At 68.6% G+C, this 18446-nt stretch carries 22 protein-coding genes; 12 read left to right on the top strand and 10 right to left on the bottom strand.

Going from position 1 to position 18446, the window contains the following annotated elements; genetic code table 11:
- Nucleotides 1-197: 197 nt before the first annotated feature.
- Entirely contained in the window at nucleotides 198-2120 is a 1923-nt protein-coding gene (locus AB2U09_RS11175) for an SLC13 family permease (RefSeq protein WP_459192794.1), read from the top strand.
- A gap of 8 nt (nucleotides 2121-2128) precedes the next feature.
- Nucleotides 2129-2995, top strand: coding sequence for a universal stress protein (locus AB2U09_RS11170; protein WP_459192793.1), 867 nt, complete (start codon nucleotides 2129-2131; stop codon nucleotides 2993-2995).
- A gap of 41 nt (nucleotides 2996-3036) precedes the next feature.
- Here AB2U09_RS11170 and AB2U09_RS11165 read toward each other — a convergent pair whose 3' ends face one another.
- From AB2U09_RS11165 to AB2U09_RS11155, 3 genes are all read right to left on the bottom strand, one after another.
- Complete coding sequence (locus AB2U09_RS11165; RefSeq protein ID WP_459192792.1) at nucleotides 3037-3267, bottom strand: helix-turn-helix transcriptional regulator; 231 nt, start codon at nucleotides 3265-3267, stop codon at nucleotides 3037-3039.
- A 28-nt stretch (nucleotides 3268-3295) separates the two neighbouring features.
- Nucleotides 3296-3697 carry a DUF2178 domain-containing protein gene (locus AB2U09_RS11160; RefSeq protein WP_459192791.1) on the bottom strand — a complete coding sequence of 134 codons (402 nt, stop codon included), beginning with the start codon at nucleotides 3695-3697 and terminating at the stop codon, nucleotides 3296-3298.
- A gap of 108 nt (nucleotides 3698-3805) precedes the next feature.
- A complete protein-coding gene (locus tag AB2U09_RS11155) occupies nucleotides 3806-4498 on the bottom strand; it encodes a class I SAM-dependent methyltransferase (protein ID WP_459192790.1) in 693 nt (230 codons plus the stop codon).
- A gap of 119 nt (nucleotides 4499-4617) precedes the next feature.
- Between AB2U09_RS11155 and AB2U09_RS11150 the strand changes: the two genes are divergently transcribed.
- The 3 genes from AB2U09_RS11150 to AB2U09_RS11140 all read left to right on the top strand — a co-directional run bounded on the left by AB2U09_RS11150 (nucleotide 4618) and on the right by AB2U09_RS11140 (nucleotide 6977).
- The gene (locus AB2U09_RS11150; protein ID WP_459192789.1) at nucleotides 4618-4764 is read left to right on the top strand and encodes a hypothetical protein; all 147 of its coding nucleotides are present in this window, start codon (nucleotides 4618-4620) and stop codon (nucleotides 4762-4764) included.
- Nucleotides 4765-4860: 96 nt separating this feature from the next.
- Nucleotides 4861-5625, top strand: a complete 765-nt coding sequence (locus AB2U09_RS11145; protein ID WP_459192788.1) for a DUF7001 family protein — start codon at nucleotides 4861-4863, stop codon at nucleotides 5623-5625.
- Nucleotides 5626-5714: 89 nt separating this feature from the next.
- Nucleotides 5715-6977 carry a glycosyltransferase family 87 protein gene (locus tag AB2U09_RS11140; RefSeq protein ID WP_459192787.1) on the top strand — a complete coding sequence of 421 codons (1263 nt, stop codon included), beginning with the start codon at nucleotides 5715-5717 and terminating at the stop codon, nucleotides 6975-6977.
- Nucleotides 6978-7327: 350 nt separating this feature from the next.
- Here AB2U09_RS11140 and AB2U09_RS11135 read toward each other — a convergent pair whose 3' ends face one another.
- From AB2U09_RS11135 to AB2U09_RS11110, 6 genes are all read right to left on the bottom strand, one after another.
- Complete coding sequence (locus AB2U09_RS11135) at nucleotides 7328-7993, bottom strand: class I SAM-dependent methyltransferase (protein WP_459192786.1); 666 nt, start codon at nucleotides 7991-7993, stop codon at nucleotides 7328-7330.
- Nucleotides 7993-8889: a thiamine-phosphate synthase family protein gene (locus AB2U09_RS11130; protein ID WP_459192785.1), complete on the bottom strand. Its 897-nt coding sequence runs from the start codon at nucleotides 8887-8889 to the stop codon at nucleotides 7993-7995. Before AB2U09_RS11130 ends, AB2U09_RS11135 begins: the two co-directional genes overlap by 1 nt.
- A 30-nt stretch (nucleotides 8890-8919) precedes the next feature.
- The gene (gene dcd, locus AB2U09_RS11125) at nucleotides 8920-9507 is read right to left on the bottom strand and encodes a dCTP deaminase (RefSeq protein WP_459192784.1); all 588 of its coding nucleotides are present in this window, start codon (nucleotides 9505-9507) and stop codon (nucleotides 8920-8922) included.
- Nucleotides 9508-9597: 90 nt separating this feature from the next.
- Nucleotides 9598-10773: a glycosyltransferase family 39 protein gene (locus tag AB2U09_RS11120; protein ID WP_459192783.1), complete on the bottom strand. Its 1176-nt coding sequence runs from the start codon at nucleotides 10771-10773 to the stop codon at nucleotides 9598-9600.
- A gap of 97 nt (nucleotides 10774-10870) precedes the next feature.
- Nucleotides 10871-11632, bottom strand: a complete 762-nt coding sequence (locus AB2U09_RS11115; RefSeq protein ID WP_459192782.1) for a sugar phosphate isomerase/epimerase family protein — start codon at nucleotides 11630-11632, stop codon at nucleotides 10871-10873.
- Between the two features lie 95 nt (nucleotides 11633-11727).
- Nucleotides 11728-12480 carry a Yip1 family protein gene (locus tag AB2U09_RS11110; protein WP_459192781.1) on the bottom strand — a complete coding sequence of 251 codons (753 nt, stop codon included), beginning with the start codon at nucleotides 12478-12480 and terminating at the stop codon, nucleotides 11728-11730.
- Between the two features lie 128 nt (nucleotides 12481-12608).
- Between AB2U09_RS11110 and pth2 the strand changes: the two genes are divergently transcribed.
- The 5 genes from pth2 to psmB all read left to right on the top strand — a co-directional run bounded on the left by pth2 (nucleotide 12609) and on the right by psmB (nucleotide 16581).
- Nucleotides 12609-12947, top strand: coding sequence for a peptidyl-tRNA hydrolase Pth2 (gene pth2 / locus AB2U09_RS11105; protein WP_459192780.1), 339 nt, complete (start codon nucleotides 12609-12611; stop codon nucleotides 12945-12947).
- Between the two features lie 64 nt (nucleotides 12948-13011).
- Nucleotides 13012-13680 carry a helix-turn-helix domain-containing protein gene (locus tag AB2U09_RS11100; protein ID WP_459192779.1) on the top strand — a complete coding sequence of 223 codons (669 nt, stop codon included), beginning with the start codon at nucleotides 13012-13014 and terminating at the stop codon, nucleotides 13678-13680.
- A gap of 58 nt (nucleotides 13681-13738) precedes the next feature.
- Nucleotides 13739-14968, top strand: coding sequence for a sensor histidine kinase (locus AB2U09_RS11095; protein ID WP_459192778.1), 1230 nt, complete (start codon nucleotides 13739-13741; stop codon nucleotides 14966-14968).
- A 145-nt stretch (nucleotides 14969-15113) separates the two neighbouring features.
- On the top strand, nucleotides 15114-15848 hold the full coding sequence (gene psmA / locus AB2U09_RS11090; protein ID WP_459192777.1) for an archaeal proteasome endopeptidase complex subunit alpha: 735 nt from the start codon (nucleotides 15114-15116) through the stop codon (nucleotides 15846-15848).
- On the top strand, nucleotides 15841-16581 hold the full coding sequence (gene psmB, locus AB2U09_RS11085; protein ID WP_459192776.1) for an archaeal proteasome endopeptidase complex subunit beta: 741 nt from the start codon (nucleotides 15841-15843) through the stop codon (nucleotides 16579-16581). Before psmA ends, psmB begins: the two co-directional genes overlap by 8 nt.
- A 57-nt stretch (nucleotides 16582-16638) precedes the next feature.
- Here psmB and AB2U09_RS11080 read toward each other — a convergent pair whose 3' ends face one another.
- On the bottom strand, nucleotides 16639-16911 hold the full coding sequence (locus AB2U09_RS11080) for a MarR family transcriptional regulator (protein WP_459192775.1): 273 nt from the start codon (nucleotides 16909-16911) through the stop codon (nucleotides 16639-16641).
- Nucleotides 16912-17103: 192 nt separating this feature from the next.
- Between AB2U09_RS11080 and AB2U09_RS11075 the strand changes: the two genes are divergently transcribed.
- Complete coding sequence (locus tag AB2U09_RS11075) at nucleotides 17104-17508, top strand: PPOX class F420-dependent oxidoreductase (protein WP_459192774.1); 405 nt, start codon at nucleotides 17104-17106, stop codon at nucleotides 17506-17508.
- A gap of 129 nt (nucleotides 17509-17637) precedes the next feature.
- Nucleotides 17638-18348, top strand: coding sequence for a class I SAM-dependent methyltransferase (locus tag AB2U09_RS11070; protein WP_459192773.1), 711 nt, complete (start codon nucleotides 17638-17640; stop codon nucleotides 18346-18348).
- Nucleotides 18349-18446 lie beyond the last annotated feature (98 nt).

The following is an 18446-nucleotide window of genomic DNA, read 5'->3' as shown; positions in this document are numbered from 1 at the left end:
CGCCGCCGGCCCGCGACAGGCGGTCTGGATACGGGACGCCACTGGTGAACGCGCTACCTATCACCGGGATGGCAGTCGATAACCGCACACAGTGCCCGAGTAACCCCTCTCTACGGCTCGCTGGCGAACGCCGATGGCTGGCGCCGCCGATTCAACGTATACAGCCCTTCTTTACCCGGACTTCCGTTCGTCCCTCCATGGTCTCCGCGAGCGTCTTGCAGGCGACGACGCCGGCGGGCGTGACCCCCGGGATGCTCGTGGTGTTCGCCGTCACGCTCGCCGCGGTCGTGCTGTTCGTGACGGAGTGGCTCCCCGTCGACGTGACCGCGATCGCGATCATGGTCGCGCTGATCGTGCTCGAACCGTGGACACAGATATCGCCGGCCGACGGGATATCGGGTTTCTCCAGCCCGGCGACGATAACGGTCCTCGCGATGCTGATCCTGAGCGCGGGGATCAGCCGGACGGGCGCGGTCCAGATCGTCGGCCGGAAGATCGCCGCGTTCGCCGGCGACAGCCTCGACAGGCAACTGCTGGCGACCATCGGCGTCGCCGGGCCGGTGTCGGGATTCGTCAACAACACGCCGGTGGTCGCGATCCTCGTCCCCGTCATCTCGGACGTGGCTCACAAGGGCAACACGTCGCCGTCGAAACTGCTGATCCCGCTCTCGTACGCCTCGCAACTCGGCGGCATGCTCACGCTCATCGGGACGTCGACGAACATCCTCGCGAGCGCCACGTCGGCGCGGCTCTCCCGCAGGTACCCGACCCTCCACGCGTTCGACTTCTTCGAGTTCACCCTGCTCGGGGCGGTCGTCCTCCTCGTCGGTGGACTCTACCTCGTCCTCATCGGCCATCGGCTCCTCCCCGAACGGGTCCCGCCGGAGGTGGCCGACGAGGAACCCGGCGCCAGGGAGTACCTCGCGGAGGTCGTCGTCGACGACGGGTCGCCGTTCGTCGGCCGGAGGGCGCGGAGAGCGGTCGAAGCGCCCGACGTGGACGCCGACCTCCTCCAGTTGATCCGCGACGGCGATCGGTTCTCCGACGACGTGGGCGAGCGGCGGCTTCGGCCGGCCGACACCCTGTTGATCCGGGCGAACAGCGCAACGCTCGGGGAGTTCGACGACATCGACGGGCTGGCCGTCCCGGGAGCGGGCGAGACCGTCGACGGCGCCGACGCGACGGCGGCGACGGGCGACCAGTCGCTCGTTCAGGTCGTGGTGCCGTCCAGTTCCCCGCTCGTCGGCGAGAGCCTCCGCAGTTCGACGTTTCGCGAGCGCTACGACGCGACCGTCCTCGCGCTTCGCAGGCGGAGCGGCGCCGTTGGGGACCCGCTCGACGACCTGCCGATCCGCGGGGGTGACACGCTCCTCGTCCGGGCCAGCCCGGACAGCGTCGACCGCCTCGCGCAGACCCGGGACTTCGTCCTCGCGCGGGAGGCCGGCGACCCCGACTACCGGACCGAGAAGATCCCGTACGCGGTCGGGATCATGATCGGGGTGGTCGGCGTCGTGGCGTTTCCGTGGGAATTCCTCGCGAGCGCGCTCGTCGGTGCGACCGGGATCCAGGAGTTCTCCGCGGTGGCCGGCTTCCAGCAGGATATCCTGGTCAGCGCGCTCGCCGGGATCGTCGCCATGGTCGTCGCGGGCGTCCTCGAACCGAACGAGCTGTACGAGTCGGTCGACTGGAACGTCATCTTCCTGCTCGCGGGGGTCATCCCGCTCGGCGTGGCGCTCGAACGTACCGGTGCCGCGGCGCTGGTCGGCGCCGCGGTCGCGGCGTCGGCGGGTTTCCTCCCGGACCTCCTCGTGCTCTGGCTGTTCTACGTCACGACAGGACTTATCACCGAGGTGATAAGCAACAACGCGAGCGTCGTGTTGATGATCCCCGTCGCGGCGGCCGCTGCCACCGCCATCGGCGCGAACCCGTTCGCGTTCGTGCTCGCGGTCACCTTCGCCGCGTCGACGTCGTTTCTCGGCCCCATCGGCTACCAGACCAACCTGTTCGTCTACGGGCCGGGCGGCTACCGGTTCACCGACTACATGCGCGTGGGCGGCCCGCTGCAACTGCTCCTGTCGGCGGTGACCGTGCTCGGAATCGCCTTGTTGTGGGGGGTCTAACGGATCGTATGTTCGACCGGATACTCGTCCCAGTCGACGGGAGCGAGGCGAGCGAGCGCGCCGTCAAGTACGGGCTCATGCTGGCCGACGACGACGCGACGGTCCACGCGCTCGCCGTCGTCGACAGGAGCGCCGTCCCCGACGACTTCGGCGACTCCTCGCCTGGCGATCAGATAGAAGCGGCGGCCCGGGAGACCGCTCAGTCGGCGCTCGACGCGGCCACAGCGGCCTGCAGCGACGCCGGTATCGCCACCACCGAGACGATTGCTGTCGGGCATCCGGCCGACGAGATCGCCGCGTACGCGTCAGCGAACGAGGTCGACCTCGCCGTGATCGGTGCCCACGCCCGCGGGCGACTAGCGCGGTTCCTCCGGCGCTCGGTGGCCCGGCAGGTCGCCCAGCAGTCGTCGGTGCCGGTGTTGATCGTCCGGGCCGACGGCCCCGGCGCCGACGGAGGGATCCGTCGCATCCTGCTCGCGAGCGACGGGAGCGAGAGCGCCGAGCGCGCACGCGACTACGCGTTCGACCTCGCCGCAGCCCACGACGCGACGGTCCACGGGCTCTACGTGATCGACAGCCGGTTCGGGAGCGGGGGCGCGCTGCACGGCTTCCTCGAACGGCAGGGCGAGACCATCGGCGACGCGCTGCGCGCTCGCGGCGCGCAGGAAGGCGTCGACGTCGCCCCCGCGACGCGGGAGGGCGAGCCCGAACAGGAGATCCTGGAATTCGCCGACGAGCAGGACGTCGACCTGATCGTGGTCGGGACCCACGGACGGACCGGTATCGACCGGTTCGTGATGGGGAGCGTCGCGACGGCGGTCGTTCGCGGTGCCAGTCGACCCGTCCTGACTGTCCGGGCGTCCCCGGACGAGTAGCCGACGACCGTCCGGCGCGAACGATCGCAGGCGTCGGACGACTACTCGGCCCCGGGGTCCTCGGGGAGGTCCCACGACGACCGTTCGGGCGAGAAGAGGGCCGAAACGGGACAGTCGAACAGGGCGGCGAGCTTCATCGCGAGCTCCAGAGACGGGTCGTAGCGGTCGCGCTCGATGGCGTTTATCGTCTGGCGGGTGACGCCGACGGCGTCGGCGAGGTCGCCCTGGCTGAGCTCCAACTGCTCCCGGCGAGCGCGCACGTCGTTGTCCATTCGATTGCCACCTCGCCGTCCGTCCCCTTCAGGCGTGTCGTTCGTACGCCGCCATCAGGAGGTACGTCAGGCTGAGCGCGGCCACGGCCCAGCCGAGCGGCATCGCCCACGCCGGCATCGACGCGACGTCGAACGCGTCGAAGACGACTGCGCCGGCGACGACCAGGCCGCCGCCGACGGTGAGCAGCTCGACCGTCCGCGCGCTCGCGACCCGGTGGACGTGCCTGTCGCGCTCGTCGACTCGGCCGGGGTAGTGCCGACTCGCCAGGTTGCCGAGGGCGACCAGCGCCACCAGCGCTACGGCCCCCGCGGCCTCGCCCGCGAGGACGAACACGGCCCCGACGGCAACTCCAGCGGCGACGAAGCTGACGGTATAGGTGATCCGTCGCGTCCGTTCCGAGTACCGATCGGCTGCGAGTCTGTCGACCATGTGTAAAGCACTCTTTACAGTAAAACGTACTTTACACACGAGCTTAAAACTGTCGTCGAAACGGATCGACGCCGCTGCGCAGTTCCCCCCGTGGGCCGACCGGACCGATCACGGTTCGAGAACGAGCATCTCCGTCGCGCCGGGCTGGAACTCGTAGGGGACCTCACGGAACGAGACCGCGTGGCCGTCGGCCCGGAGCGATTCCGCGACGGGTTCGACGTACTCGGAGCGGGTGCGGTCCAGCGAGTGCAGCGGGAAGACGCGCACCTCCTCGCGCGCGACGCGTGCGAGTTCTCGGAGCGCGGCCGCGTGGAACTCTCGGTCGAGGCGGTCGTCGTAGACGAACAGGAGGTTCGCGACCAGCGCGAGGTCGACGGCGTCGTCGGCGACGGGAAGTTCCGGCAGCGCACCGACGACGTACCGCTCGGGATGCGTGGCGTAGTCGGCGAGGAACCGCTCGGCTGCGGCCCGGAGGTACCGCCCCCGAGTCTCCACGTCGCCGTAGAAGTCCCAGACGAACAGGTCTCGCTTCTCGCGGAGCTGCGCGACGTTGTACTCGATCGCTTCGTCGAGTTCGCGCGCCAGTTCTTCGGCGGGAGGGCCGTATAGCGGGTCGACGGCGACGGCGCTCTCTGCCAGTTCGGCGGCCGTCGCGGTGAACGCCCCCGCGCCGCCACCGCAGTCGAGCAACTCACGACCCGCGAGGTCGTCGATACCGAGGTCGAACATCCGCCGGTACTCCGCGAACGTCCGCCCGATGGTCAGGAAGTCGTCCGCTACTTCGAATTTGTCTTCGGACATATGTGGGGTGTAGCGTACTAGAGTGTACATCAACGTATAATTTTTTGGTAGGCGAGTGGCCGGTATCAGGGAACGAACTGGGCAGTCGGAACTTTGCGGGGGCACGCGTAGGTCCGCACATGCCCGACACGAAGACGCCACAGCGGGAGTACGTCACCTGCCCGGCGACGGCGTGCAACCGGAAGGGGCGGCGAAGCGTGATCAGCGACCACCTCGCCGAGATGGACGACCAGCGCCACGAGCGCTTCGACGGCAGCGAGGTCTGATCCCGGGTCCGGCGCGCGGCGCACCCCCGCCACACGTGAGTCTCGCCGCACGCCCCGGACCGTAACCAGTTTCACCGGGTGGTACCACCCACTCGTATGGTCGAGGAGGTCACGCTCTACCGCGCGCCCACGACCGAGACAGACGCCGACGCGGTCGCCGGGTGGCTCCGCGAGCGCGTCGACGCCGAGGTATCGGTGCGCCCGCGATTCCTGACGGAGTACGGTGAGGAGGACCTGGCGGAGTCGTTCGCCGAGGCGCGGGTGCTCTCCCCGTACGACCGGGAGACGGGCAACACGATGGTCGGCATCGTCCGCTACGAGGAGCGCGCGCTGGAGAACCCCGAGCGCGCCGGCGGCGTCATCTACGACGGGCTGCAGGTCCAGGCGATCCTCCACGACCTGCTCCCGGCCGACGAACGCGGGCTTGAGCACCTGCACGTTCCGCTGCTCGACCGCGTCGTCGGGACCTGGGGCGACCACGACGGCCGCTGGCACAAGCGCGTCAACGTGCTCGGCCAGCCCGGCATCGTCTCCGTGCCCGGCCTCTACGAGGCGCCCGCCAAGCCCGAGCAGTACTACAAGGAACAGCAGAAACACGCGCTGCTCTCCGGCGATTCTCCGCCGCGAGAAGTGCTGGAAAACGAGGTCGAGGGGGAGTTCCTCGTCGCCGACGACCCGCGGACGACGGAGGCGCTACAGGGCTACGTCCTGCAGGCGTACCACTATCTCGAAACCGGTGAGGACTTCTGCGACGACGAGGACTGCCGCCTGCACAACCCCCACCGCCAGCCCGGCGTCGTCCGCGCGCAACTGCGCGACCCCGAGTTCTGCCCCCAACACGCCGAGCGGTACCGACCGTAGGTCGTGGCGGGTCGGCACCGACACGGGGCTACTGTTCAACTCGGCAACGGTTCGACACGCCCAAGGCCCTCACCGTCGCACCGGCGACCATGACAGAGCGGAAGCGCGGCGCGCTGGCGGTGTTCGCGACGGGGGCGCTCCTCGGCGCGCTCGCGCTCGGCAACTACGCCGTCAACCGGCCGGGGACCTTCGGCCTCAACTACCGGGTCTACCACGTCGCCGCGGAGGCCGCCCTGGCCGGTGAGGACTTCTACGCGGTCACCCCGCCGGACAGCGGGTATCACTACCTCTACCCGCCCGCGGCGGTGCTCGCCTTCCTCCCCTCCGCGCTCTTCGAGAGCTGGGTGCCCGGGTTCGTCGCGATGACACTCGTCTCCGGGCTGGCGTCGGCCGTCGCGACCCGACTCCTCGCAGGTTACGTCGAGTCGCTCGGCCACAGCGTCGGCCGCGCGGACCGCGCGCTGCTGTTCGCCTTCCTGTTCGCCTCCGCGCACTCGGCGCCGTCGCTCGCCTACGGGCAGGTGAACCACCTCCTCGTCGCCGCGCTCGTGGCCGGGTTCGTCTGGCTGGCGCGCGACCGGGACGCCCGGGCCGGCGTCGCGCTCGCGCTCCCCGCGTGCGTCAAGGTGTTCCCCGGCCTCGTCGGGCTCTGGCTCCTCCGCCGGCGAGCGTGGCGCGCCATCGGCGCGGCGGTCGGGACCGCGGCCGGGCTGGGAGCGCTCGGCCTGCTCGCGTTCGGCGTCGACGCGACGCGGACCTACGTCGTCGACGCGCTCGTCCCCCGCCGCGAGACCGCGGCGTTCGTCGGCGGACTGGCTCCGAGCCGGAGCTTCGTCACCCTCCGCCGGCCGCTCTCGGTCCTGTTCCCCAATGTCGACCCGACGTGGTACGCGGTCGGCGCCGCGGCGCTGCTCGCGCCCGTGCTCGCCGCCCTCTACTGGCGCGTCGAGACGACGACCGACCGCCACGTCGCCGTCCACGGCACCCTCGTCGCGATGGTCGTCGCCGTCCCGTCGCTGCTGCTCTACTACGCCTACACGGCGTTCTCGCTCGTCGTCCTGCTGTACGACCTGCCGGCCGGCCGCGGCCGACAGGTGTTCGTCGCCGGCGCGCTCGTGGCCAACGTCTCGATGTCGTTCGGCACGCTCCGGGAAGTCGTCCACGTCGCCCCGCTCGATTCAGGGACCGCGCAGGCGATACTCGACGCGCTCCTGCCGGTGTTCCGCCTCGGGACGCCCGTCCTCTACGGCAGTCTGCTGACCCTCGCCGGCTGTCTCGTCTACCGCGTCGAATCGGGGGCGCTCTCTGTACCCGATTCGTTCCGGGCGTTCGTCTCCGGACGCGACTCGTGATCCGAGTGCGCCAGAAAGAGGTGATGACTGAGTGCCAACACCACAAACAGCGTGAAAGCCTCGGGCTGCTTCCGTCGTGCCCCGTTCATTCCCGCGCGCACAGACTGACCGCCAGCCGACACGGGTGGGAATGAAAGGGGCCGACCGCTGCGGGAAGACGGGCGACACAAGCACCGCAAGGAGTGGAACGACCGAGGAGCGCAGCGAGCGCCTCGACCGCAGCGGTCGGGGGCTTTCACGCTGTTCGCGGTCGCTGTCGTGTGAGTAGTCACACTAGCCGGTTCGCGTCAAGGGGGAGCCGTCTCGCTGTTTCAACCAACGCTACCAGTTACAGACACGACTTATCGCACTCACCCTGAGCGTTCGCCCCACGCGAGGCCGAGGTAGCCGAGGGCGAACTCCTCGAAGCCGTGGTCGGTGCAGTTCGAGTACACGGCGTCGCGGGCCGTGGTGACCCGCCGTTCCAGACTCTTCGACGGGGATTCGCGGCCGTCGCCGGGTGCCGCCGCGCGGACGAACGCCCGGAAACCGAGGTTGAGCGGCGCGGCGATACGACGGTCTGAGCGTCCGGCGTTCAACAGTCCGATGCGCCCGCCCGGCGCCAGCAGGTCGATCCAGCGCTTGACGGCCGGACGGGGGTCGGCGAACATGCCGACGACGAAGGTGGCGAGGACGGCGTCGACTGGGCCGTCGATGGGGGGTCGTCGCGCGTCCGCGCGGACGAGGTCGACGTTCCGCCAGCCCGCTCGCTCGACGCGTTCGCGCGCCCGGCGCAGCATGCCGCGCGTCAGGTCGACGCCGACGACTCGGCCCGCTCGTCCGACGCGCTCGCGGAGGTGGGGGATATTCGCACCGGTGCCACAGCCCATCTCGACGACGGTGTCGCCGGGGTCGAGGTCCAGCGCGTCGGCGGCGCGCTCGCGCCACGAGCCGACGCCGGGCGCGGTGGCTAGCCAGTCGTAGACCCGCGCCCACCGGCCGTAGAACGACTGCGTGGCGCCGATGTCGTCGGCCATTAGAGCTCCCGGACGACTCGCGCGGCGGTCGGTCCGTCGTCCGCGAGCACGTAGACGATCGGTTCGACGCCGAACCCGCCGGTCTGGTAGAGCACGTCGGCGTCGGGCGATTCGGTGAGGGCGTCGGCGATCGCCGATTCCAGGTCCGCTTCGGCGTCGAACTCGACGGCCGTGTAGCCCGCTTCGGTCAGCGTCTCGATGATGTCGGGATCGTAGCGGACGTTCAGCGCGGCGCGGGCGTCGCTACCGCCGGCGCGGGCCGCCAGCAGGACGCTCGCGACGTGTTCGCTGACGCCGAACTCGGGGTCGGCGGGGACGGCCGTCGTCCCTTCGAGATCGAGGATGCGGCCGGGGACGGCGGCGACGTCCTCGATACCCTCGGCGTCGGGGAGGCACTCGACGAGGTTCGAGCCGACGGCGGGGACGAGATCCGGGAAGTCGTCGGTGTTTTCGAGGATGCGGACGCCGCGGCGGAGCGAAGCGAGCACCTGCTCGGCGGCGCGGACGGTGCTTTCGGGGTCGTGAATGGCGAAGCGGTCGTCGCCGTACTCCGCGAGGTCGGGCATCTCTTCCTCGTGGAGCTGGGCGAGCAGGCCGCCGCGTTCGAGGCGGCGGACGAACACCTCGGCCTCGACGAGCGCCTGGACGCGGCTCATCTCGCCGGTGGCGAGTCCCTCGGCGAGGCGCTCGACCAGCTCCTGCATCCGCCGGTCGTCGAGCAGGCGGTCGTTGCGCTCGACCTCGCCGTGGACGTACTTCGAGACGGCGCTCTGGCTGATCCCGAGGTGGTCCGCGACCTCGCTCTGGGTCAGCCCCCGTTCGCGCAGCGCCTCGGCGAGCATCGACCGGAACGTCGGCAGGAACTCCTCGACGACCAGTTCCTCGATGAACTTCATCGGCCGGTCACCTCGGTCGTCGTCGCCATCTCACTGGTCGCCTCCGAACTCGCGGTCGCCCTGGATCTTCGAGGCCTGCGGACCGGACTGGTCCTGGTACTTCGAGCCGCGCTCCTCGCCGTAGGGGCGGTCGGCGGGCGTCTTCAGTTCGGTGAACGTCAACTGGGAGATCCGCATGCCGGGCGTGAGCGCGACAGGTGCGGTGCCGAGGTTAGAGAGTTCGAGCGTGATCTGGCCCTGATAGCCGGGGTCGCAGAGGCCGGCGGTGGCGTGGACGACGATAGCGAGGCGGCCGAGCGAGGAGCGGCCCTCGACGTGGGCGATGAGGTCGTCGGGGATCTCGACGCGCTCGTGGGTGGTCCCGAGGACGAAGTCGCCGGGGTGGAGGATGAACTCGCCGTCGGCGTCGACGACGGTCTCCTCGACGTACTCGTCGACTTCGCGTTCGCTGTTGGGGTGGATACAGGGGATGTTGGCGTGCTGGAACTCGAGGAACTCGCGCCCGAGGCGCAGGTCGACGCTGGCGGGCTGGATCTGGATGTCCGGGTCGTCGAGCGGTTCTACCACCAGATCCCCCTCCTCGAGGCGCCGCAGGATGTCCGCGTCCGACAGTATCATACTGGATTCTCTGACCGCTCGCGGTAAAACATCACGGTTGCCGCCGGTTCGGACGGGACGACTCGTCGGCCTAACGGGCGCGAGCGGCCGCTAGAACCGGCTGAGCGCCCGCGCTCGCTGCGGCCACTCGGTCAGCGAGACGTAGTAGCCGGCGAACAGCGCGTAGACGACGGCGGCGGGGCCGAGGAAGTTGCGCCAGCCGGCGACCCAGATGCCCATCGCGGTGACGACCACAGCGGCCAGGGGCGTCCCCCACAGCGCGAGCAGGTCCCACCGCTCGCGGGTCACCGCGGCACGGATGCCCAGCGCGGCGAGGATCAACAGCGGCCCGAGCGTGACCAGCGCCTTCAGCGCGTGGCTGTCCGACCAGCCGGGCATGACCGGCGAGAAGAACCACGCCCCCCGCATGAGGGCGATAGCGACGACGTGCTCGGCGTTGGAGACGAAGAAGTCGAGGACGCCGCTCGCGGCGGCGGGTTCGTACCCGTAGACGACCCGCTCGGGCGTGACGATAATGCCTTCACGCCAGTGGTAGAGCATCGACCCCTTCGCCCAGCCGAACTGCAGACGGTAGGCGATGCCGGCGACGAGCGCACCGACGAGGGCGAAGTTGACCTTCGCCGGGAAGCCGAGGTTCAGCCGGTGGTCGCTGGTCGACGGCAGGAGGTCGTAGAGGAAGTACGCCGCGACGATCGGCAGGCCGTTCGGGCGGACGAGCGCGGCGAACCCGAGCGTGCCGAGCGCGAGCAGTCGGTTGCGCGTCGTCGGCGTCGTGTGGTAGTGCGCGAGCCGCCACAGCGCGAGCGCGAGCGCGAACGTCATCATGAACTCGGACTGGGGCCGGGCGGCCCAGCGGTACACCTCCCACTGGACGGCGAGCGCGCCGCCGGCGACGACGCCCGCGGTGCGACCGACGAGGTGGCGCCCCGTCGCGTAGACGAGGACGCAGGCCAGTGCCGAGAGCGCTATCTGGACGCCGACCCAGCCGTGGACGTACTCGCCGGTCGCGCGCAGCCAGCCGCAGTAGGGCAGCCAGTAGCCCGAGTAGACCAGCGCCCGGGTCCCGAAGAGCGTCCCGAGCGAGAACTCGTTACACCACGTCAGGTACCGGGTGGCGTCCCGGACGACGAGGGTACCGATGTTCGTCCACACCCGCGCTCGCAGGGCGAGGGCGATCAGGAAGATAGCGGTGGCGTCGCGCCTCCACGACCCGTCGGGGATCGTCTCGGAGAGGGCGGCGGCGACGCTGGAGTGGCGGAGGACCATAGGCAGCCGTGGCGACTCTCGCCTGACATGAAAACCTTCTTTCTGCGATCGCATGGTCGGAGCGATTCCGGGACCGGAACCGCCCGACGCGAGCAGGTCACTCGCCGGCGGTGGCGGCTCCATTACGGTCGAGGTGCCCGGTGTGTTCGTCCAGCAGCAGCGACGCGTGGGAGGGTTCGGCGACTGGGTCGACCGGCTCGTCGTTCTCGAACAGTCCCCACTCGACGTCGTTGCGCCGGGCCGCGGCAACCGTCTCGGCCGGATCGAGGTCGCCCTCGCCGAAGGTGACGAACTCGCCGGCCTCGAAGTCCATGTCCTTGAGGTGGATCAGCGAGACGCGGTCGCCGATGTCGTCGAGCAACGCCGCGGGGTCGACGCCGCCGACGCCGGCCCAGCCCACGTCGACCTCGAAGCGGACGGCGTCGGTCTCGTCGACGAGCGCCTCGTACCCCGTCGTGTCGCCGAGGTCGGTGAACTCGTGGGCGTGATTGTGGTAGTGCAGCCGGAGCCCGCGGTCGGCGAGGCGGTCCGCGGCGTCGTCGAGTCGCTCGGCGGTCGCCGCGACGGCCTCGCGGGTCTCGAAGTGCTCGGGGTCGATCCACATGACGACCACGTCGTCCGTGCCGAACGCCTCGCTCGCGGCGACGTGGGCATCGAGGTCGTCGTCGAGCGCGTCCATCCCGGATCCGATGCTCGACACGGTGAGGCCGGTGTCTTCGAGTGCGTCGTGGACCGCGTCGGTGTCGGCGTCGGGGCCGAGTTCGACGCCCTCGTAACCGGCGTGAGCGATCCGGCGGAGTTTGGCGGGGAGCGGTTCGTCGATGGCGCTGATCGTGTAGGGCTGGATTCCGATCCGCATCCTCCACACTGCCGCCGCGAGCGGGAAGGTCGTTACGGCCCCGAGAGTTCGTCCGGTTCTGCCCGCTCGTCCGGTCGGCTGCCCGGATCGCTCGCTCAGACGAGCGTGATCAGGGCGAGCACCGCGCCGACGCTCCCGGCCGCGGCGCCGGCGGCGCGCGCCGGCAGGTCGTGGGTGTGAACCAGCCCGTAGGTCCAGACGTACGTCTGCCAGGCGACGCCGGCGAGCTGGACGCCGGTGAGTGTGAGCCCGGAGACGCCGGTCGTGAGGCCGCGGAACTGGGTGAGGAGTCGTTCGGGGTCACCCGTCCCGAGGTCGGCACCGGCGGCGAACCAGACCAGCAGCGCCGCGCCGACGACCCCGGCCAACAGCATCGGGACCATCCCGTAGGCCGTGACCGCCAGCGTCTGGCCGAACGAGCCCCCACCGCCGGCGAGCCGGGCGAGGACGTACAGCGCGACCCCCACGCCGAACCAGGCCATGCCGACGCCCACGGCGATTAGCGGTATCTGCCCGCTCGCGTACTGCCAGAACAGCTCGCCGACGTTCCGCTCGACCTCGGCCGGCAGTTCACACCCGTCGGTCACGTCGCCGCCGCTCGAGTTGGTCGTCGGCATCGGCGGGGCGTCTTCGCTGCAGAACGCCTCGGGCGGGCGATCCGGGTTGTCGATGGTCGTAGTCCCGGTCATCTGCTGGGAGAGGCCGAACAGTGCGGCGGAGACGACGACCGTCAGGAGGACGGTGACAGCCACGGCGACGGCGAACCCCTGGATCCCGTTCAGCGCGTCGGCGCGACGGTCGAAGTACGAATCGGGATCGACGAGGAGGTCGCGGAGGGCGGCGAGCATGGGACGGCGGAGACGAGTCACCCGGACGACAAGTACTTCGCGGTTCGGCCGAGCGGAAACCCGGACCGGGCGCGGCCCTCGGCCGAGCGATGAAAAGGCAGATACGCGCCCCCGCCGTCGGTCGAGCCATGAAACAGGCCATCGTCGCCCGGGCGGACCTGGGGATGGGCGAGGGGAAACTCGCCGCACAGGTCGCCCACGCCTCCCTCATGGCCGTCGAGGACGCCGACCGGAAAGCCGAAAACGAATGGAAGGGCAGCGGCCAGAAGAAGGTCGTCCTGCAGGCCGACAGCGAGTCCCAGCTGTTCGAACTCGCCGACAAGGCCGAGCGGGAGGGACTGCCCCACGCCGTCGTCCGCGACGCCGGCCACACGCAACTGGAACCCGGCACCGCCAGCGCCCTCGCGGTCGGCCCCGCTCGCGACGACCTCGTCGACAAGGTGACCGGCGACCTCTCGCTCTACTAGAAGCCGTCTCTTCTCGGCCGGGCCCGTGCTGAGTATTTACGCCCGGAGCGTCACCATTCGGACGATGGCTACTGAGGCTACCTTTACCGTCCCCTCCGATCAGTTCCCCCTTGGGACCGTATTCGAACAACTACCGGACGTGTCGGTCGAGCTGGAACGAATCATCCCCGCGCGCGACGTCGTAATCCCCTACTTCTGGGTTCGAGGGACGACAGTCGACGACGTCGAGGGAGCGTTCACTGAGCACCCGGGCGTGGAGCGGATCCAGCTCGTCGATTCCGTCGCGGACGAGTACCTCCTGCGAATCGAGTGGGCACTCGATTACGATGACGTACTCACCACGCTGACCGAAACGAAGATCGCCCTTATCAGAGCCACCGGAACGGACCAGCAGTGGACGTTCGAGATCCGCGGGGACGCGCGAAGCGACATCGCGAACTTTCAGTCTCGCTGTCGGGATCTGGATATCCCCATCACGCTGATGGAGCTTCACGCGCTTACGCCGGTCGAGACGGCAACCGAGGAAGCGCTCACCGACACGCAACAGGAGGCGCTGGTGCTCGCCTACAACCGCGGGTACTTCGAATCCCCGCGCGAAGTGACGATGGAGGATATCGGCGACGAACTGGGCATCTCACATCAGGCCGTCGCTTCTCGTCTCCGACGCGGCATCAAACACGTCCTCGGGAGCACGCTTACCGATGTCGCGTCCCCATCTCGGGAAGAATATTAAAAGGATGTTGAAAGCCCAAAAGCCAGGCTGAACGGCGTCGACCATCTGTGGACGGGTAATGAGTGAGGGTTCTACGGAATCAGGGCAGGGGAGCACGAACTACTGGCACTTCGTTATTCCCGGGGCGGGCGTGCTGCTTCTCCTCTTCGCTGTGAGCAGATCGGTTGACGGGCTCTCCAGCAGCGACGCTCTGCTGGAAGTCGGACTCGATCTGGTCTTGCTCAGCGTTCCGGGGCTAGTACTGCTGTCCGTCGGATTCTGGTTGCCGCGGTCTTCCATCGAACTCGGGTTCTATCCGCGCATCATCGCGTGGACCGTCGGCGGAGTCGTCGTGATGGGCGTCGTGCTCGGGCTGCGCGTCGTCCATCCCGGCGTCGACGTCAGTTTCACGTTCGGGACGCAAGCAGTCCTGCTCTCGATCGGTTCGATCGCGGGTCTGGGAATCGGCGTGAACAATGCTCAGGCGCGTACCCACGCGCAGACGCTTGAAGAGCAAAACGAACAACTGCAACGGACCGAACAGCAACTCGAAGCGGCCGTCACTCAGCTGGAAGAGTCGAACGAGCAACTAGAGCAGTTCGCGTACGCCGCCTCTCACGACCTGCAGGAACCACTTCGAATGGTCAGACGCTATCTGCAACTCATCGAGAGTCGGTACGGTGACGACCTCGACGAGGAGTGCATGGAGTTCATGGGGTTCGCCGCGGACGGCGCCGAGCGAATGAGCGAGATGATCGAGGGGTTGCTCGAATACTCTCGGATCGAGACACAGGACGGCTCGTTCGACACAGTCGATCTGGACGCAGTTCTCGATGACGTGCTCACCGACCTCCAGTTCAGGCTCGAGGAGACCGACACCAGGGTCACGCGAGAGCCGCTCCCCACAGTCCAAGGCGACGGGCGACACTTGCAGCAACTGTTCCAGAATCTGATCACGAATGCGATCGAGTACAGCGGCGACGGCCCACCGCGGGTTAACGTCTCGGCAACACAGGACGGCGAGGAGTGGACGATTTCGGTTCGAGATGAGGGAATCGGGATCGAGTCGGCCGACACCGATCGAATCTTCGCTATCTTTCAGCGACTCCACTCGGTCGAAGACCACGCCGGATCGGGAATCGGGCTGACGCTATGCAAACGGATCGTCGAGCGCCACGACGGTGAGATCTGGGTCGATTCGGAGCCGGGTGAAGGCACGACTTTTTTCTTCACGCTCGCCCCCAGTGTCGAATCGTCTGCCGGCCGGGATCCCCTCACTCGGGAAGTGAGTTCGCCCACTTCCCGGTGAATATTGTCTGAACTCGATCCGGCGCGCAGTCCCCCACCCCAAGCAGGCGGGCCACCGATCGCCGATCGTGAGTTTTCCACCAGAAAGGCCTATATACACCCATCACTAACCCTGAGTTAGTCACGCTGACTCAGTGACGCACACTATGCAGGATCAGAATCAGCAGGCGTACGACCGCGGGATGACGATCTTCTCGCCGGACGGGCGCCTCTACCAGGTCGAGTACGCCCGGGAAGCGATCAAGCGCGGGACGGCGAGCGTCGGCGTTCGGACGACCGACGGCGTCGTGCTCGCGGCCGACCGGCAGGTTCGCTCCCCGCTCATCGAGGAACAGAGCATCGAGAAACTCCACCGCATCGACGACCACATCGCCGTCGCAAGCGCGGGCCACGTCGCCGACGCGCGACAGCTCATCGACTTCGCCCGCGAGCAAGCGCAGGTCAACCGCCTGCGCTACGACGAGCCGATCACCGTCGAGTCGCTGGCCAAGGAGGTCACCGACTACATCCAACGGCACACCCAGAGCGGCGGCGTCCGCCCGTTCGGGACGGCGCTTGCCATCGGCGGCGTCGACCCCGACGGCACGCCGAAGCTCTTCGAGACCGACCCCTCGGGGACGCCCTACGAGTGGCAGGCGACCACCATCGGCGGCAACCGCGAGGAGCTCATGGGCTTCCTCGAAGACGAGTACCGCGGCGATCTGGACCTCGACGCCGGGATCACGCTCGCGCTCCGCACGCTCGCGGAGACCGACGAGGACATCGACCCCGAAGCGGTCGAAGTGAGCGTCGTCGACACGGAGACCCATCGCGTCCGCTCGCTGGAGGCCGAGGAGATCGACTCCCACCTCGCGGAGTTCGGAGGTGAGGACGATGAGTAGATTCACCGACCCCATGACCGGCGCCGACGCGATCGGTGACCCGACTGCGCCCGAACTCGGTGCGGGGCAGTTCGCCGGCAACGACGGGCCAGCCGACGCGCAGTCCCGGGACGACGAGGCGGTCAACAAGACCGGGACGACGACCGTCGGCATCGCGACCGAGGAGGGCGTCATCGTCGCGACGGACATGCGCGCCTCGCTCGGCGGACGGTTCGTCTCGAACAAGTCCGTCCAGAAGGTCGAGCAGATCCATCCGACCGGCGTGCTCACGCTCGTCGGCTCCGTCGGTGGCGCCCAGTCGTTCATCCGGACGCTCCGCTCGGAGGCCGACCTCTACGAGGTCCGCAAGGGCGAGTCCATCAGCATGCACGCGCTGGCGACGCTGGCGGGTAACTTCGCCCGCGGCGGCCCGTGGTTCGCCATCAACCCGATCCTCGGCGGCGTCGACGACGAGGGCAGCCACGTCTACAGCATCGACCCCGCCGGCGGCGTCATGCAGGACGACTACACCGTCACCGGCTCCGGGATGCAACTCGCTCACGGGGCGATCGAGGGCGAGTACGACCGCGAGATGAGCCTCGCGGACGCTCGGGACCTGGCGATCCGTGCGGTCGAGGCGGCAAGCGAGCGCGACACCGGGTCCGGAAACGGCGTCTACGTGGCGACCGTCACTGGCGACGGCGTCGAGATAGAAGGCTTCGACGACACCGAAGCCGCGTACGCCCCGCGGTAGGGCGGCGCTGCCTCGGATTCGCGGTCAGTCGCCACGAAGGGCGACTTCGATCCGCGCTCAGTTGTTGAGGAAGTAAACCTGTTTTCGCGCGTCGTGGAAGCTGTGTCGGGACCCGACCAGCTCCGCGTCTTCGAGGCGGTTCAGCGCGTAGCGGACGGTCCGGTCGGGCAGCAGCGACTCCTCGGCCAGTTGGCCCTGCGACAGGGGCGCGTCGGTTTCCAGCACTTTCGCCACCAGCTTCGCGCTCGGGGGCAGTTCACGCAGGCGTTCGCGGAACTCCGCCTCACCCAGCCGCTCGTCCGCGTTCGGCTCGTCGATGGTCGTACTCATGGCTCAGTTTCGCTGGAGGGTACTGGTAAACGTTGGCTATATGGATGACCAAATTGTACAAACCATATAAGGTACCCTTGTATATTCGCCCATCCGCCGGACAGATCGGCCCACAGCGGCGCGCACGGCGGATCACGTTTCGCAGCCTGCCGGCGGCCCAGCGTTTTCGGCACTGGAGTGCCATGAGAGAATATGGCAGCCATCCCGGAGGAATACCACGACCTGTTCGAGAAGCAAACGTTCGCGCACTTCGCGACGCTGACCCCCGACGGCTTCCCGCACGTCACGCCCGTCTGGGTCGACTACGACCCCGACAGCGAGCGGGTGCTGATCAACACGGCGCGGGGGCGACGGAAGGAGCGCAACCTCGAGCAGAACTCGAAGGTCGGCGTGAGCATGACCGACCCGGAGGACCCGTATCGATTCCTCTCGGTCACGGGCGAGGTGACGGCGCTGACCGAGGAGGGCGCCCCGGACCACATCGACGAACTCGCCCACCGGTACATGGGGGTCGACGAGTACCCGAACGACGACCCGAACTCGGGGGCTCGCGTCATCGTCGAGATCCGCCCGGACGAGGTGTACACGGGCGGATAGCGGCTTTCAGCGGTCTTTTCGCCCGGGCGGCCGGCCGTCGGGACCGTGCCGGGCGAGAGCCGTCGGGGACCGCGTCGGCCGAGCACTTCCAGTACTCTTTTGGTCCCACACGGGCGAAATCACCGTATCGTGAAGGGTAAGGAGTGGTACCAGCAGGAAACCGTCGTCGAGTCCTACGAGGACAAGCGCTTCTCGCGCGGCGGGGGCCGGCTCACTGATCGACTGGAGAAGGCAGCCGTCGGCGAAGCGCTCGCGCCCGTCGAGGACAAGAAGATCCTCGAGATCGCCTGTGGGACCGGGCGGTTCTCGGTGATGCTCGCCGAACAGGGCGCGGACGTCGTCGGACTCGACATCTCGGCGCCCATGCTCGGGGAGGGCCGCGAGAAGGCCCGGCGGTCCGGCGTCGACGACCACCTAGAGTTCATGCGCGGCGACGCCGCGCGGCTCCCGTTCCCCGACGACCACTTCGACGCCGTCTTCGCCATCCGCTTTTTCCACCTCGCGGACACCCCCGAGGAGTACCTCCGCGAGATGGCCCGCGTCTCGAAAGAGCAGGTCGTCTTCGAGACGTACAACCGCACCTCTGGCCGGTCGCTGTACAACTGGGCGCTCCCGATGGGGTCGCGGCTGTACTCGCGGCGGGAAGTCGACGGGATGCTCGACGCCGCAAAACTGCGCCTCGTCGACGAGACCCACGAGTTCGTCGTCCCGTTCGGCCTGTACCGCAAGCTCCCGGGCGGCGTCGCGAAGGCGTTCCGCCGGGCCGAAGAAGCGTTCGACCGCACGCCGCTGGGTGACAAACTGGCCTCTATCTCTTACTGGAACGCGACCGTCGAGTGAGTCGTTGGTCCCGACCCGGTGGGCCGCCGGGCTGGAGCCGGTGAGGAACCGACGGCTGACCGACCGGTCGACGGAGCGTTCGTCCCACGACTTTTATA

This window comes from Halosimplex yunnanense, from assembly GCF_054504345.1.
The sequence above is the reverse complement of the archived record's forward strand: the minus strand, read 5'-3'. Positions and strand labels throughout refer to the sequence as shown.